11 protein-coding genes are annotated in these 16,122 nt (G+C 68.3%); 8 read left to right on the top strand and 3 right to left on the bottom strand.

Annotated features, from left to right (window positions below):
• Together AC1DY5_RS15495 and AC1DY5_RS15490 are read right to left on the bottom strand one after the other, a co-directional pair.
• Positions 1-990 (bottom strand): VOC family protein (locus AC1DY5_RS15495; RefSeq protein ID WP_478112649.1); only part of this gene is annotated, 990 nt, incomplete at its 3' end.
• 14 nt (positions 991-1,004) lie between these two features.
• Positions 1,005-2,249, bottom strand: coding sequence for an OmpP1/FadL family transporter (locus AC1DY5_RS15490; protein ID WP_478112647.1), 1,245 nt, complete (start codon positions 2,247-2,249; stop codon positions 1,005-1,007).
• Between the two features lie 48 nt (positions 2,250-2,297).
• Here AC1DY5_RS15490 and AC1DY5_RS15485 point away from each other — a divergent pair, with 48 nt between their 5' ends.
• Both AC1DY5_RS15485 and AC1DY5_RS15480 read left to right on the top strand, forming a co-directional pair.
• The gene (locus tag AC1DY5_RS15485) at positions 2,298-3,023 is read left to right on the top strand and encodes a TetR/AcrR family transcriptional regulator (RefSeq protein ID WP_478112645.1); all 726 of its coding nucleotides are present in this window, start codon (positions 2,298-2,300) and stop codon (positions 3,021-3,023) included.
• Positions 3,024-3,113: 90 nt separating this feature from the next.
• A complete protein-coding gene (locus tag AC1DY5_RS15480; protein ID WP_478112643.1) occupies positions 3,114-6,017 on the top strand; it encodes an AAA family ATPase in 2,904 nt (967 codons plus the stop codon).
• A 21-nt stretch (positions 6,018-6,038) separates the two neighbouring features.
• Here AC1DY5_RS15480 and AC1DY5_RS15475 read toward each other — a convergent pair whose 3' ends face one another.
• Positions 6,039-7,079 carry an AI-2E family transporter gene (locus AC1DY5_RS15475; protein WP_478112641.1) on the bottom strand — a complete coding sequence of 347 codons (1,041 nt, stop codon included), beginning with the start codon at positions 7,077-7,079 and terminating at the stop codon, positions 6,039-6,041.
• A 204-nt stretch (positions 7,080-7,283) separates the two neighbouring features.
• On the opposite strand from AC1DY5_RS15475, the gene AC1DY5_RS15470 reads away from it, so the two are divergent.
• The 6 genes from AC1DY5_RS15470 to AC1DY5_RS15445 all read left to right on the top strand — a co-directional run.
• Positions 7,284-7,496, top strand: a complete 213-nt coding sequence (locus AC1DY5_RS15470; RefSeq protein WP_478112639.1) for a hypothetical protein — start codon at positions 7,284-7,286, stop codon at positions 7,494-7,496.
• Positions 7,497-7,612: 116 nt separating this feature from the next.
• On the top strand, positions 7,613-9,133 hold the full coding sequence (locus AC1DY5_RS15465; protein WP_478112637.1) for an efflux transporter outer membrane subunit: 1,521 nt from the start codon (positions 7,613-7,615) through the stop codon (positions 9,131-9,133).
• Between the two features lie 58 nt (positions 9,134-9,191).
• Entirely contained in the window at positions 9,192-10,295 is a 1,104-nt protein-coding gene (locus AC1DY5_RS15460; RefSeq protein ID WP_478112635.1) for an efflux RND transporter periplasmic adaptor subunit, read from the top strand.
• On the top strand, positions 10,292-13,384 hold the full coding sequence (locus AC1DY5_RS15455; protein WP_478112633.1) for an efflux RND transporter permease subunit: 3,093 nt from the start codon (positions 10,292-10,294) through the stop codon (positions 13,382-13,384). The genes AC1DY5_RS15460 and AC1DY5_RS15455 overlap by 4 nt, the downstream gene beginning before the upstream one ends.
• A gap of 101 nt (positions 13,385-13,485) precedes the next feature.
• Positions 13,486-15,852: a DUF3141 domain-containing protein gene (locus AC1DY5_RS15450; protein WP_478112631.1), complete on the top strand. Its 2,367-nt coding sequence runs from the start codon at positions 13,486-13,488 to the stop codon at positions 15,850-15,852.
• Position 15,853: 1 nt separating this feature from the next.
• On the top strand, positions 15,854-16,122 hold a 269-nt coding region (locus tag AC1DY5_RS15445), incomplete at its 3' end, for an SDR family oxidoreductase (RefSeq protein ID WP_478112629.1).

The raw sequence follows: 16,122 nt of genomic DNA, 5'->3' as shown, positions 1-16,122 counted from the left end.
GGCCCAGATGCCGCCGAATTCGAGCGGCGAGTAGGCGGTCTCGACATCCGCGGTGAAGACGTCGCCATCCGTGTAGTGCTCGTACTCGAAGCCGTCGGGATCGAACCAGTAGTCGAAGAGCTGGCTGCCGAGCAGGTGGCGGCCGATGCCCCACATGTGCCGGTGGCCCTCGGCGCGCAGCACCTGCTGCCCCTGTCCAAGCGCATCCAGGTCCAGCACCTCGTAGGCACTGTGCTCGACCTTCTCCTCGATGCCGCCGACGATCACCAGCGTGTGATGGTCGGCCGGCTGATTGCCCAGATCGAGGCGGCAGAACGCGAGGCTGGGACTGCCGTCGGCGAGGTACTGTACGTCGGTGGGAATCAGCCCGAGCACGCGCAGGTACCACTCGGCCATGCGCGCGAAGTCAACCGTCTGCAGGACCACGTGGCCGAGCCGCACGACGCGCGCGGGCTCGATGGGCGTGCGCACCGTGCGATTCACGCGGGGCCTGTCTTGTGCCGTGTTCGTGCTCGGCGTGACGGCCTCGCGCAGCGGCAGCGGCCCGGCACGCCGTTGATCCTGCAGCAGCCAGACGCTGCGGCCGCTGGGGTCGAACAGCTCCACGCCGCGGCCGCCCGCGGGCAGGCGGTCGAGCGGCAGCCAGCGGGCCCCGATCTGCTCCACGTAGCGGTTCAGATCCGTGTCGGCCGACATGAGGAACGCGGGCCCGATGAAACGATCCTGCCGCCCAGCTTCCGCGATCGCTATGCAGGGCGCAGTCCCCGCACCCCGGGCCACGAGACGCTGGGGTGTGGAACTGACGATGTGAAAGCCGAAGTCGCGCCAGAAGCGCTCGGTCGGCGCCAGCCGGCGCTTTTCCCAGCGCAGGAAGGCCAGCTCGATGGCGCGCCCGAGGGCGGGCGGCCGTGGCAGTCGTTGGATATCGGTGGGCAGCCGGCTTTCGGGGTTTGACTCGGGCTGCCGAAGCACTGCGGTGAAGCCTCTCACGGGTGGGTCTCCCTTCAGAACGTGTAGTTGTAGCCGAGCAGGAGCATGCGGACCTTGCTCGTCAGGGACGTGCCTGCGCTGGCGCCGGTGCCCGTCAGCGTGGTGCGCGGATTCAGCTCGTAGCCGAGGTTCAGTTCCGAGTGCGGGTCGACGCGCCAGCTCAGGCCCGCGGTGTAGGCGTTCTCGTTGATCGAAGGCACGAGCAGGTTCTGCACGGCGCGCGAACTGTCGATCTGGCTGCTATTGCGGCTGTAGCCGGCCCGCACTGTCCAAAGTCCGTCGAGTGCCCACGCCGCGCCAAAGCGCACAACAGGCTGGTTGCGCCAGGCGAAGCCATTCGGGTCCTGCATCGCCTTGATCTCGCCCCACAGGATGCGCAGCCAATCGGCGGCCAGGGTGAGCCGTTCGGTGGGCTGCCATGCAACGCCGACCCCGTACTGAGCCGGCACGTCGAGGCGTCCGTCGCTGTAGGCCAGCAGGTCGCGGTCATAGCCGTCGAGCCGGCCCATTCGAGCGCGGGACTTCACGTTGGCGCCGAACGTCCAGCCGGACGCCGGTTTCCACAGCATGCCGGCTCGAACGCCGACGCCGGTTGCCGTCTGACGACCGTGACCAGGAACCAGCAGCAAGCCGCCGGGCACGGGAGCGGGGACGATCACACCGTCGGCTTCGAACTGTTCCCGCGCCAGCGTGAGGCCCAGGCCCAGCGCCAGATCGGGCGAGGGCGTCCAGGCCATGGCAGGAATGAATTCGGCGACGCGAAGCGTTGTCTTCGCCATTCCCGCGCCGGGCACCGGCAGGGCGGGCTGACCGTAGTCGGAGCCCGCGCCGGCGCCCGCTAGGCTGATCCCGAGAGTGACCTCGGGAGCCGAATGCCAGATGAAGCCGCCTTCGGGTGCCATCTGTGTCTGGCGGTTCTCGAGGTGGTTGCCCGGCAGGACATAGTCCGCGGAAGAGTGCCCGCTGAACACCTGCAGACCGAGCGTCGCGGAAGACGCTACGAAGGCGATGCCCGCGGGGTTGTTCGCCGCAGCCACGGCGTCGAGCGGCAGCGCGATCGAAGCACCGCCCATCGAGGCGTTCTTTACCCCGTTGCCGCCGGGCAGCGCGCCGTTGACCGCCAGCGCGCCGGCGTGAAACGCGGCGACGGCAAGCGCTACTGCGAGGTGAAGAAGACGGGAGCGTCCGTGCATCGTGGAATCCTGCGAACGTTGAAAGATGGTGCTAACGGGTTCTAATAATAACAACTTCGTCATCATGACAATGTTGTCGTTTATACTTAACCAAGCTCTGGGCACAATCCATCCATGGAAACGCAAGACCACCGCCAGCGCGTCGCCGCCGAGCGCCGCGAACGCATGCGCGCGCGCCTGCTCGCCAGTGCGATGAGGCTCGTCGCGGAAAAAGGTCCGGCGGCGACGTCGATCGACGATGTGATCTCGGCCGCCGAGGTGTCGCGGGGCACGTTCTACAAGTACTTTCCGTCGCCTGATGCATTGATCCGGGAACTCGCCATCCAGATCGCCAACGAGCTGATCCGGATGGCCGAGCCCGTGGTGCTCAGCTACGACGACCCGGCTGAACGGGTGTCAAGTGGCGTGCGACTGGTGGCCAGGCTGGCCATCGACCACCCGCTGGCCGCCGCATTCCTGGTGCGCCTCGGATGGCCGGACGCACGGGGCCCGAACATGCTGCTCGACTTTGTGAAGCGGGATCTGACCGAAGGCATCCGGCAGGGTCGATTCACACGCATGCCGATCGCATTGGCCCTCAACATCGTGACCGGTGCCGTGCTCGGCGCGACGCATCGCATGCTCGAGCCGGGTTGCGAGAGCGACTTTGCGGAGCAGAGCGCCTCCGCCGCATTGCGTGGGCTGGGCCTGGATGCGAAGAGCGCCGAGCGCATCGCCAACAACCCGCTGAAGCCGGTCGGGATTCTGTCGGAAGGTTTGCTGACCGAGACCTCGGAAATCCCGGCGCCAGCCGTTGCGAGGACAACTCGCCACGTGGTCGGGCGTCCAAAGGTCAGTTGAGGCTCGCTGGCGCCGCTGCAACGACATGACTTGAGTCACTGGCCCATCGATAATTCGTTCCCATCCTCTCGCACGACGCAGGCGCACTCGGTGTCCATCTTGAATCCCGTTCGGATCAGCTTCGACGAATTCGATCTCGACGAGGCGAACGCCTGCCTGCTGCGCAACGGAAAGGCCGTCGCGCTCGCGCCTACGCCCTTCAACCTGCTGTGCGCGCTGGCGCGCCAGCCGGGTGCGCTGCTGACGAAGGACGCGCTGCTCGATACGGTGTGGGGTCACCAGTTCGTCAGCGAATCAGTGCTCAAGACCGCCATCAGCGACCTGCGCACGGCGCTCGGCGATAACCCGCGCGAGCCGCGCTTCATCGAGACCGTGTCGCGGCGCGGCTATCGCTTCATCGCGGTGCCGGCCGCCGCGCGCTCGGGACCGCCTCTCGCCGCCACGGCGACGACGACGGCGGTGGAGGTGGCAGCGGGCCCGCGGCCGTCGGCGTCGTTCATCGGCCGCGCGGACGCGAGCGCCCGGCTGCAGCAGGGGTGGGATCAGGCCTGCAGCGGGGAGCGCGCGGTGGTCTGGATCGCCGGCGAACCGGGCATCGGCAAGACCACACTGATCGAACACTTCGTGGCCAGTCTCGGCGGCGTCGCCTGCGCGCGCGGGCAGTGCGTGGAGCACTACGGCACAGGTGAGCCCTACCTGCCGGTGCTGGAAGCGCTGGCCGAGCTGTGCCGCAGCGACCGCACGCTGTCGGCGCTGCTGCGCACCGTCGCGCCGACCTGGCTGCTGCAGCTGCCGTGGCTGAGCACGGCGGAGGAACGCGATGCGCTGCGGCGCGAGCTGGCCGGCGTGGGCCCGGACCGCATGTTGCGCGAGATGGCCGAGCTGCTCGACCGCTACACCGAGCAGCGTCCTTTGCTGCTGGTGACGGAAGACCTGCACTGGAGCGACCGGGCGACCATTCAGCTGATCGACTACGTCGCGCGGCGCCGCGGTCACGCGCGCCTGATGTGGTTGTCGAGCTTCCGCTTGGCCGAAGTGATCGCATTGGACCATCCGCTCAACCCGCTGCGGCACGAGCTGCGCCTGCAGCGCCTGTGCCAGGAGGTGGTGCTCGATCCGTTCTCGGAGACCGAGGTCGCCGACTGCATCGCGCAACGCTCGGCCTCGCTCGCGCGCGACGAGGCATTCGTGCGTGCGTTGCACGAGCGCACGGACGGCGTGCCGCTGTTTGTCTCGTCGGTCATCACCGAGGTGATGGATCGCACGGCGGACGACACAGCGGTGGAGGCGCGGCTCGCGGCTGTGGCGGTGCCGGAGAACCTGGCGGCCATCATCGACCACTACATCGCCAGGCTGGGCAGCGAGCCGCGCGCCCTGCTCGCGGCGGCGGCCGTCTGCGGGGTGGAGTTCCGCGTCGACACGCTGGCGCTCGCCCTGGAGCGAGACGTCGCATCGGTGGCCCATGCCTGCGAGGAGCTGGTGCGCGAGCACGTGTGGCTCACCGCGCCGCGCGCAGCCGAGGGCGACGAGGCGGCCGAGCCGCCCTACGCGTTCCGGCATGCGCTGTTCCGCCAGGTTCTGTACGACCGCACGGCGCCCTCGGCCCGCACGCACCTGCACCGCAAGGTCGGCGCAGCCCTCGAATTGGAGCGGTCTGCCGGCGTGCCGGTGGCCGCCGCCGAATTGGCCATGCACTTCGACCGCGGGCGGCAGCCGATGACCGCACTGCGCTACTACGCCGAGGCGGCGGAAGCTGCGCTGCTGCACTTCAGCCCGGCGTCGTGCCTGAGCCATACCGAGCGCGCATTGGCCCTGCTCCAGCCGGCACCGGAGGGGGAAGAGCGCAACGCGCTTGAGATCGTGGTCGCCACACTGCACGGCGTAGCGGCCTTCCAATCGCTCGGTGTCGGCAACGAGACGAGAAACGCTTTCGAACGCGCATACGCGCTGCTGCAGGGCCTGCCCGAGCACGCGATGCGCGGGCGGCTGCTGCACGGCTTCGGCTACGTGCTGAGCCTGCGCGGCGAATATGCGCTGGCGCTGGCGGTGGCGCAGCGCGCCGAGGCGCTCGCGTCCGAATCGAACGATCCGGTGCTGATGCTGGCCGCCTGCATCGTGCACGGCGAGGTGCATCAGCTGCAGGGCCGGCCGCAGGCGGCGCTCGCATGGATCGAGCGCGGGCTCGCCACCGCCGAGCCGCTCGACCTCGCGGCCAGGGAGATCTTCGTCGCCGATCCACAGGTGACGCTGCTCGGGATGCTGGCCATCGAGTTCATGCACCGTGGCCTGGTCGAGCAGGCCCGGGCGCATGTGCAACGCTCGCACGACCGCGCGCGCGAGCTGCGACAGCCGATGACACAGCTCGTCGCCAGCTGGCACGAGGCGCTGCTCGAGGTGCGCCTGGGCAACGTCAAACGGGTTGCCGCCCTGGCCGACGAAATGCAGGCGCTGGTCAACGAGTTCTCCCTGGCGCAGGGCCGGACGGCGTGTCGCTGGTACCGCGGCTGGGCAGAGGCCTTGAACGGTGCGCCGCTCGAGGGCCATCGCCGGATCCGCGAGGCCTGCGAAGAGAACGCGCGGCTCGGCATGCGCTCCGGCGCCAGCGAGGTGTTGGGCTACGCGGCGCAGGCCCTGCTGCTGGCCGGCGATTGGGATGCGGCGCAAGCCCAGCTCCAGGAAGCGCTCCAGGTCGCGGACGAACTGGCCGAGCGCGTGTACCTGCCGCAGTTGTGGCTGCTGGAGGCGACGATCGCCCGTGCGCAAGGCCGGGCCGACGCCGGTGCCGCCTCGGTCCGGCGCGCGATCGAGGAGGCGCGGGTTCAGGAAGCGCCTTGGCTCGAACTGCTCGCGCTCGTCGACCTGTGCGAGCACCACGAGGCGGCGGTCGCGGAGCGCAGTGCCCTTGCCATGCTCGTCGACCGGCTGCCCGAAGCCGGTGACACCGCGCCGGTGCGGCGGGCGCAGGCCATCCTGCAGGCCGCGAAGCCGGCCTGACAACGCGTCCACCGCCACGCGTCAGCGTCTGGGCTCGTGCACCCGCTGTTCCCACAGCTCCCAAGCCAGCGTCAGAACCACCGGACCGATCACCAGCCCGGCTAGGCCCAGCACGCCGAAGCCGCCGATGCAGCCCATCAACACCCAGACGAATGGCAGTTGCATCCCGCCGCTCGCCACCATGGGCCGCACCAGCTTGTCGCCTGAGACCAGGACTGCGCAGCCCAGCAGCAGCGACAACAATGCGGTCGTGGGCGTTCCTTTCAGCGCCAGTTGTACCGCCATCGCGGCGACTGCCCCGTAACCCAGGAACGGCACGGCGGCCAGCGAACCCGTGATCGCGGCCCAGACCAGCGCGCGCGGTGCACCGGCGATTGTGTACGCCAGCGCTGTCGCGAGGCCGTCGAACAAGGCCACGAACAGCATGCTGTTCACCGAGGCGCGCACCGCGCGCGTGCCGATCTCCACATACCGTTCGGCGCGATCGCCGACGGCCTCACGCAAGCCGCGGGTCAGCTCGTGCTTCAGCAAAGCGCCTTCCCGGTAGAGGAAAGCCAGCAGCAGAATCGCGAAACCGACGATCAGCGCATGCCGGAAGGTGAACTCTCCGAGCGACTGCACCCAGCCGAGGAGCGCGGTAGGGTTGGTGCTCTGCGTCAGCACCAGCAGCGCGCCCGGGCCTGCCAGCTGGCTTTGCCAGCGCGCGGCCAGCCAGGGCCCCACGAAGGGGGCGTTCGCCAGCCATTCGGGCACCCCGAATCCCCGGTTGTCGGCTGCCGCGAGGTCCAGCAGCAACGCGTGCGCCTCGCTCAGCATCGCCCCGCAGGCAAAGAGTATTGGCGCGAGCACGAACACCGTGATCGCGCCGGTGAAGACCGCGGCGCCTGCGCCCTTGCCGATGCGGCTCGGCAAGCGCTCCCTGAAGGAGGAATAGAGCGGCCAGCTCGCGATCGCGGTCACGCAGGCCGCCAGCAGGGCCTCGATGAAGTCGTGCACGATCCAGACGGACAGGACGACGATGGCGGCGGCAAGCAGCCGTCCGGGGGTGAGCTTGAGGTTCATGTGCCGAGGCCCCGATGGGGCAGGCGGTGGTGATAGGCGGTGATGCTAGAGAGGCTCGCCACCCGAGTCGTCAGCGACAGGTCGGGATTCCGTCGCGATCGCGTGCGAGCGCAATCTCGACCGATCGTCGACCTTTCGCTGACGACTCGACTCGGGGATGGGCCTACGCTGACGCCGAACTTCTCTCATTCACAGGCTGCCATTGTGCTGAACCCCGAATCCAAGTACCCGAACCGCCGGGCCTACGTGTTGAAACTGCGCAGCGACGCCACCCCCGAGGCGTTCGCGGGCCGCCTCGAAAACCTTGTCACCGGGCGCCAACTCGAATTTGCGAGCGCCCGCGAGTTGCTGCGTTCCCTCGCTAGCGAACTCAAGGCCGGGGCCACCGAGCGTCCGGCCGACGACTCACCCGCATGAGCGCGCCGCGCGTCCGGTGACCGACCGCATGGCGACCAAACGTCGACGCAACGCTGACGACTTCAAGCGCATCGCGCTCTACGCTAACACCCTCGAATCCAGACGAGTCCACTCCGATGTCAGTTCCTTCCGCACTTTCGCCGTCCCACCAGGCCAAGCAGAAGCCCCCCAAACGGGGCGATCAGCCGGCCGGTCTCTTCGTCGTGGCGGCGCTAGCCACATCGATCGCCCTGGTGTTCACCGGCTGTTCAACGCCGGCCGCGCATCCTACGGTCGACGTGCCAGCCCAGTTCGCGGCGAGCACGCCCTCCGACATCGAGCCCGAGACCGCCTGGTGGGATACTTTCCACGACCCGGTATTGACCGACCTCGTGAGGCGCGCCGAGCGCGAGAACCGTGACGTCAAGATCGCCGCCGAGCGCCTGCGGGCGGCGCGTTCCGGCGTGACGGTCAGCCGGTCCTTCCTGATGCCGAGCGTCAGCGCCGTTGGCTCGGGGAGCGATCGCAGCAGCGGCTACGGCGACGCCGTGAAGAGGTTGCAGCCCGACACCAAGAGCGGCAGCGCCGGCCTCGACGTCTCGTGGGAGATCGACTTGAGCGGTCGCCTGCGTGCGGGCGCGGCCGCGGCCGCGGCGGACGCGCTGGCGGTGGAAGACGGCTTGCGCGGCGTGCGCCTGCTGGTGATGACCGACGTCGCCAGCAACTACTTTACGTTGGTCGGCGCGATGCGCCAGCTCGACACCCTGCGCGCAATCTCCGCGGCCCGGGACGAGACCCTGCGCCTGGTGAAGGCGCGCCAGCGCGCCGGCCTCGCGACTTCGTTCGACGTGGAGCGCGCGCAGACCGAAGCGGAAACAGCGCGCGCACAGATCCCGCCGCTGGAGACGATTGCGGCAGTCTCGCGGAATCGCATTGCGGTGCTGATCGGCGAGCAGGCCTTCAATGCCGCGCAAGTCGAGCCCTGGCGCGGCGACGTGGTCGTGCCCCAGGCCCAACCGGGACAGCCTGCCGCGCTGCTGCAACGCCGGCCCGACGTGCTCGCCCTGATGGCGCAGCTGGATGCGGCCAACGCACGCCGCAAGCAGGCCGCAGCCGAATGGTTTCCGCGGCTGTTTCTCGACGCGTCGTTCGGCCGCCAGAACGTGCAGCTGAACGGTATCGGTCTGGGCGCCGCACGCTACACCAACGTGGCGGCCCTGCTCGCGATGCCGATCTTCAACGCGGGGCGCACGCGTGCGATCAATGAAATCGCCGAGAGCGGCCAGCGCGAAGCGCTGCTGCGCGCCGAGGATGGCATGGTGCGTGCGCTGGAGGACGTGGAGAACGCCCTGGTCGCGCTCTCCTCGGAACGGCAGCGGTCGCAGTCGTTGCAGACAGCCGCCGCTTCCGCGGAATCGGCCCTCGGCCGCGCCCAGTCGCTCTACGACCGCGGCCAGATCGACCTGCTGCCGCTGCTGGATGCGCAGCGCTCGCGCCTGGCAGTGAGTCTGAGCGCCAATGACAGCAACACCCAACTGCTGCTCGACAGCGTGCAACTTTACAAGGCGCTGGGCGGCGGATGGCAGGTGTTCGAGCACGCCGCCCAGCCCGCAGCGCAAACCACTTCCGCCGGCGCCACCCAGGCGTCGCATTCCTGAAACCCGTCGCCTTCCACGAGGTACAGTCTTGAAGAACTCTCTTGCCGCGGTCGTCGCTTTGCCGATCGCCGCGATACTCTCCGCGTGCAGCCCGGACAAGCCGCCCATCGAGGCGCCCCGGCCGGTGCGCATTGCCGATGTCCGCTATGACGCCGCCCGCGAAGCCAACCGCTACGCAGGTACCGTGCAATCCCGCTACGAAGTCGACCAGGCCTTCCGCGTGGCCGGCAAAGTCGCGCAGCGCAAGGCCGATGTCGGCCAGTTCGTGCACGAAGGCGACATCCTCGCGGTACTGGACGACAGCGATTACCGACTTGCCGAGGAAGCTGCGCGGCAGCAATGGTCGGCTACCGTCGCGCAGGCCCGCCAGGCCGAATCGGATCGCAAGCGCCTGGGTTCGCTGAAAGCCGACGGCTCGGTCAGCGTGGCCGACGACGAGCATGCCCACAGCGGCGCGGAGACCGCGCAGGCGGCCGAGGGGGCGCAGGCGCGTCAGCTCGAGCTCGCGCGCAACCGCCTGAAGTACACCGTGCTGCGCGCCTCGCGCAGCGGCGTGGTCACCGCGGTGCGCATCGAGGTGGGCCAGGTGGTCGCCGAAGGACTGCCGGTGGTCGCGATCGCCGACCCCGGCGCGCCGGAAATCGTCATCGACGTGCCCGAGGACCAGCTGGCGACGTTCAAGTCGGCGCACTTCAAGGCGTCGCTGGCGAGCGCGCCCGCCGACTTCTTCGAGGTCTCGCTGCGCGAGATGTCGCCGCAGGCCGCGTCGCAGACACGCACCTACCGCGCCCGGCTGAAGCCGATCAACGCGCGGACCCTGCCGCTGGGCGCGACCGCCACGCTGGTGACCGACCGGGTGGTCTCGGAAGTGCAGGCTGCCGCGATTCCCGCCACCGCGCTCACCCAGGCGAACGGCCATCCGGCGGTCTGGGTGGTCAAGCGCGCCGGCAAGGAGCCGGTGGGCAGCGTGGACCTGACGCCTGTGGCAGTGCTCGGCTACCGCAACGATCTCGCGCTGGTCTCCGGCCTGCCGGCCGGCGGGCAGGTCGTCACCGCGGGGGTGCAGAAGATGGCGCCCGGATTGAAGGTCGCGCTGCCCGATGCGACGCTCGCTGAAGCCAAGCTCACGCCGGTCGACACGACGCAGCAGGCCGCCCGATGAACAACTTCAACCTCACCGAATGGGCGCTCGGGCATCGCGCCGTGGTACTCTTCCTGATCATCGTGGTCTCGATCGCGGGCGTCTTCAGCTTCTCGAAGCTCGGCCAGCTCGAGGACCCCAAGTTCTCCGTGCCGTCGATGACGGCGACGGTGATCTGGCCCGGCGCGAGCGCTCAGCAGATCCAGGATGAGCTCCTGAACCGCATCGAGAAGAAGTTCGAGCAGCTCGACCACTTCGAGAAGGTCGTCACCTTTGCGCGCCAGGGCTACGGCGGCATGACGATCACCGTGAAGGGCGGCACCTCGCACAAGGACCAGCAGGAAGCCTGGTATCAGGCGCGCAAGAAGTTCTCCGACCTCAAGCTCGAACTGCCCGACGGCGTCGTCGGCCCGATCTTCAACGACGAGTTCGGCGACGTCTACTCCCTGCTCTATGCCGTCAAGGGTGACGGCATCGGGCACGCGGAGCTGTCCGACATCACCGAGGACGTCAAGCGCCGCCTGCTCAAGGCGCCCTACGTGAAAAAGGTCGACCTCCTGGGCAAGCAGGACCAGAAGGTGTACGTGGAGTTCTCCAACCAGCGCCTGGCCGCGCTCGGCATCACGCCGCTCGCGATCGCCGAGAGCCTGAAGAGCCAGAACGCCATGATGCCCGGCGGCTCCATCGACACGAAGGACGACCGCGTGTTCGTGCGCGTGAGCGGCCAGTTCACGAATCTGGACGACATCCGCAACGTGCCGGTCTCCGCGGGGGGCCGGATGATCAAGCTCGGCGACATCGCAACCGTGACGCGCGGCTTCCAGGACCCGCCGACCTACACCATCCGCCATAACGGCCAGGACGTGCTGATGGTGGGCATCGTGATGACCGACGATGGCAACGTCGTCGAGCTCGGCAAGGCCGTGGAAGAGGCGGTCGCGAAGTTGCAATCCGAACTGCCGCACGGCGTGGAGCTGGAGCGCGTCGCCGACCAGCCCACCACCGTGAAGGATTCCGTGTGGGAATTCGAGCGCTCGCTGATGGAAGCGCTCGTGATCGTGATGGCGGTGAGCCTGCTGAGCCTGGGCTTCCGCACCGGCCTCATCGTCGCCATCTCGGTGCCGCTGGTGCTCGGCGTGGTCGCCATGGTGATGCTCGCGATGGGCTGGAACCTGGAGCGCATATCGCTCGGCTCGCTCATCATCGCGCTCGGTCTGCTGGTGGACGACGCGATCATCGCGATCGAGATGATGGTGGTGAAGATGGAAGGAGGGTGGGACCGCGCGAAGGCGGCCGCCTTCTCCTATTCCGCTACCGCCATGCCCCGCCTTTCGGGCGCCCTCATCACGGTCGCGGGCTTCATGCCGATCGGCTTCGCGCACTCCACCACCGCCGAATACGCGGGCGGCATCTTCTGGATTGTGGGCATTGCCGTGGTGTTCTCGTGGCTTTGCTCGGGCATGATCGTGCCGTACCTCGCGGTGAAAGTGCTGCCGAAGGACTTCGGCAAGAACCACCACGGCGACCCGTACGCCACGCCCTTCTACCGCAAGCTGCGCGGCTGGATTGACTTCGCGCTGGAGAAGCGCTGGCTGATCATCGCCGTGACGGGGGCCGCCCTGGTGCTCGCGCTGGCCGGTATGAAGTTCGTCCCGCAGCAGTTCTTCCCGAACAGCGAGCGACCCGAGCTGATCATGGACATGCGCATGAAGGAAGGCTCGTCCTTCCAGGCCACGACCGAACAGGTCAAGCGCATGGAGGCAATCCTAAAGAAAGAAGAGGACGTCAAGTTCTTCACCGCCTACACGGGCGCTGGTTCTCCGCGCTTCTACCTCGCGCTGTCGCCCGAGCTGCCCAATCCTGGCTACGCGCAATTCATCGTGATGACAAAGGACATGGAAGCGCGCGAGCGCGTTCGTTTGCGGCTGATGGCCACGGTCGACAAGGAATTCCCGCAAGCCTGGGTTCGTGTCACGCGTCTGGAGATGGGCCCCGCGGTGGGCTACCCGGTGCAGTTCCGCGTGGTCGGCCCCGACACGCAGAAGGTGCGCGAGATCGCCCGCCAAGTCGAACAGGTCATGTCCTCGAGCCCGAAGGTGCGTGACGTGCAGTTCGACTGGAACGACCCGGTCCGCACGCTCAAGGTCGACCTTGACCAGGACAAGGCGCGTGCGCTGGGCCTCACGCCCTCCGACGTGAATCTCGTCACCCAGAGCGTGATGAACGGCGCGACCCTGTCGCAGCTGCGCGAGCACGAGAACCTGGTGGACATCGTCGCGCGTGCCGTGCCGCAAGAACGCCTCGACCTAGACACACTGAAGGACGTGAACATCTACACGCGCGCCGGCACCGTCGTGCCGCTGTCCGAAGTGGCGAAGGTGAAGTACGAGCTCGAAGAGCCCGTGCTGTGGCGGCGCAACCGCGACATGGCCATTACCGTGCGTGCTGACGTCAAGGACGGCGAGCAGCCCGTATCCGTTACGAAGGAAATCGAGCCGCTGCTCAAGGACATCGAGGCGAAGCTGCCCGCCGGCTACCGCGTCGACACGGGCGGCGCCGTGGAAGAAAGCGAAAAGGCAAACAAGGCCCTCGCCGCCGTGGCTCCGGTGATGGTGCTCACCATCCTGCTGATCCTCATGCTCCAGCTGCAGGACTTCTCGAAGATGGCGATGGTGTTCCTCACCGCCCCGCTCGGCCTGATCGGCGTGGTCGCAGCCCTGCTGGTGTTCCGCGCCCCGCTCGGCTTCGTGGCGATCCTGGGCATCATCGCTCTCGGCGGCATGATCATGCGCAACTCGGTGATCCTGATCGACCAGGTGCGCATCGAGATGGAGGAAGGCCGCGACGCCTGGAATGCCATCGTCGATGCCGCCATGCACCGGACGCGCCCCGTGGTGCTGACCGCCGCCGCCACCGTGCTCGCGATGCTCCCGCTCACGCGCAGCGTGTTCTKGGGCCCGATGGCTCTCGCGATCATGGGCGGCCTGACCATCGCCACGGTGCTGACCATCTTCTTCGTGCCCGCCCTGTACGCGGCGTGGTTCAAGGTCCGCCGCGCGCCGGCCGGCGGCACCGACGCGGCTCCCGGTCACGTGGTGCTGGCTTCCTGAGATCACGGCCATTGCGCGGCGCCCATCCTCACCGACGAAGACCGGCCGGGTCTTCCACATCGACTCCCAAACGAACTGACCTCCAACGAAGGAACGACCCTATGAAACATCCAGCGAAACAGCTTGTCGCGAGCCAGGAAATCTCAAAAGAGGTGGCCAAGGCGTTCGAACACCGCACCACGGTGGCCGCGGAGCACCTGGCCGAACGCGTGCGGCAGGCAGGCGATCGGCAGCTGGCGGCCTTGGCGAAGAAACCGCTGCTGCCCTGGCAGGCCGGGGTGGACGCTGCGCAATACGGCGTCGACTTCGCCCAGCGCTCGGTGCTGCTCTGGGACGCGCTGCGCCAGCGTGGCAACAACTTCATCGAGCACGAGCAGCAAGGCCTGCCGCCGCTGCTGCACTTCGCGCAGGAGATGGTCATGGACGGGCGCACGCTGGAGCGCCCGGTCAACTACGCGCTGCTGCGGATCGTGCCGCCGGACGGCGTGGAGGTGGATGCGCGCCGCCGTCCCTACCTGATCATCGATCCGCGGGGCGGCCACGGTCCTGGCATCGGCGGCTTCAAGGCGGACTCGGAGGTGGGCGTCGCCCTGGGCGCCGGCCATCCGGTGTACTTCGTCATCTTCTTCCGCAATCCCGAGCCCGGCCAGACCCTGCTGGACGTGTGCAACGCCGAGCGCGAGTTCGTGCGGTGCGTGCGCGCGCTCCATCCCGATGCGCCGAAGCCGGCGATCGTCGGCAATTGCCAGGGCGGCTGGGCCGCGATGATGCTGGCCGCGGCCAATCCCGACGACACCGGCCCGATCGTCGTCGTGGGCGCGCCGATGTCCTACTGGGGCGGGGCCTGGAGCGAAGGCGCGGGCGACAACCCGATGCGCTATGCGGGCGGCCTGCTCGGCGGCAGCTGGCTCGCCTCGCTCACCTCCGACCTCGGCGCGGGCAAGTTCGACGGCGCCTGGCTCGTTCAGAACTTCGAGAACCTGAACCCCGCCAACACCTTCTGGGACAAGTACTACCACGTCTTCGCCAACGCTGACACGGAGCCCGCGCGCTTTGTAGAGTTCGAACGCTGGTGGGGCGGCTACTTCCTGCTGAACCGCGAGGAGATCGAGTGGATCACGCAGAACCTGTTCGTCGGCAACAGGCTCTGGGCGGGCGAGCGCTCCGGCGCCGGCATGGGTTTCGACCTGCGCGACGTCAAGGTCCCGATCGTGCTGTTCGCCTCGCTGGGCGACAACATCACGCCGCCGCAGCAGGCTTTCAACTGGGTTGCCGACGTGTACGGCAGCACCGAGGAGATCAAGGCCCGCGGCCAGGTGATCGTCGGCCTGATGCACCAGGACATCGGCCACCTGGGCATCTTCGTGTCCGGGCGGGTGGCGAAGAAGGAGCACGCCCAGATCGTGTCGGCCCTGCAATCTATCGAGGCGCTGCCGCCGGGCCTGTACGGCATGGAGATCGAGGAGCACACGGACGGCACCGGCAAGACCTCCTATGACGTGAGCTTCGCCGAAATCCGGCTCGAAGACGTCGTTGCGCGGCTGAATCACTATCGCCGCGAGGACGAGAAGCCGTTCCAGGCCATGAATGCCGTCTCGGAATTCAACCAGCGCGCTTACGAGTTGTTCGGCCGCCCCGTGGCGCAGGCGCTGTCCAGCGAGGCGGGCGCGGCACTGGGGCGGGCGTTCCACCCGCTGCGCTTCCAGCGCTGGGCGCTGTCCGACCTGAACCCGTTCACCTGGTGGCTGGCACCGGCGGCGCAGCAGGTGAAGGCCGCCCGCCAGTCGCTCGCGCCGGACCATCCACTGCGGCAGCTGGAATCGACCGGTTCGGAACTCATCAGTGCTTCGCTCGACGGCTGGCGCGCCCTGCGCGACGCGATGGGGGAAGCCGCCTTCTTCCAAGTCTACGGCAACATGTTTGCCCTTTACCGCGGCGATCAGGGCATCGGCGAGGATCCGCAGGCGCAGCCGGCGAACCCGCGCGAGTTGCCCTTCGTGAAGCAGGCGCTCGACGCCATCGAGCAGGGCGGGTATGCCGAGGCGCTGGCGCGGGTCGCCTTCCTGATGGCGCATGAGGACACGCCGCTGCCGCTGTCGCGGCTGCACCTCGCCCACGAACTCATCGAGGACTACGGCGACCTGCTGCCCCAGCTGCCCCCCGAGGAAATGCGCCGCATCGGTGGCGAACAGGAAATCATCACCCGCTACGAACCACAGCAGGCGCTGGCCACGCTGCCCGTCTTGCTGGCGCGCCCGCAGGACCGCAAGCGCCTGCTGACGCTGCTGGAGCGCGTGCTGGCGGACCCGCGGGTACAGCGCATCGTGCCTTCGGCCGAGCAGACGGCGGTGCTGGCGCGCATCCGCAGCGTGCTGGTCCCGGACGTGCCGGCGATCGCGGCGCCCGCGACGCCCGCTGCACCGTCGACGCGTGTGCGGCGCAGGACCGCTGCATCCACGAGGGCCTGACATGGACGTCCAATCCCGATCGCTGCTCGCCGGCCGCAAGGGCCTCGTCGTGGGCATCGCCAACGAGCACAGCATTGCCTACGGCTGCGCGCGCATGTTCCGCGCGTGCGGCGCCGAACTCGCCGTGACCTGGCTGAACGAAAAGGCGCGCCCGCACGTCGAGCCGCTGGCGCAGGAACTCTCCGCCGCCATCACCATGCCGCTGGACGTGGAGCAGCCGGGTGCGATGGAAGCCGTCTTCGATGCCGCCCGGCAGCGCTGGGGGCGCCT

The organism is Variovorax sp. P4_D9, from assembly GCF_056401695.1.
Note: the sequence above shows the minus strand (reverse complement) of the source record. Positions and strands in the feature narration are given on the sequence as shown.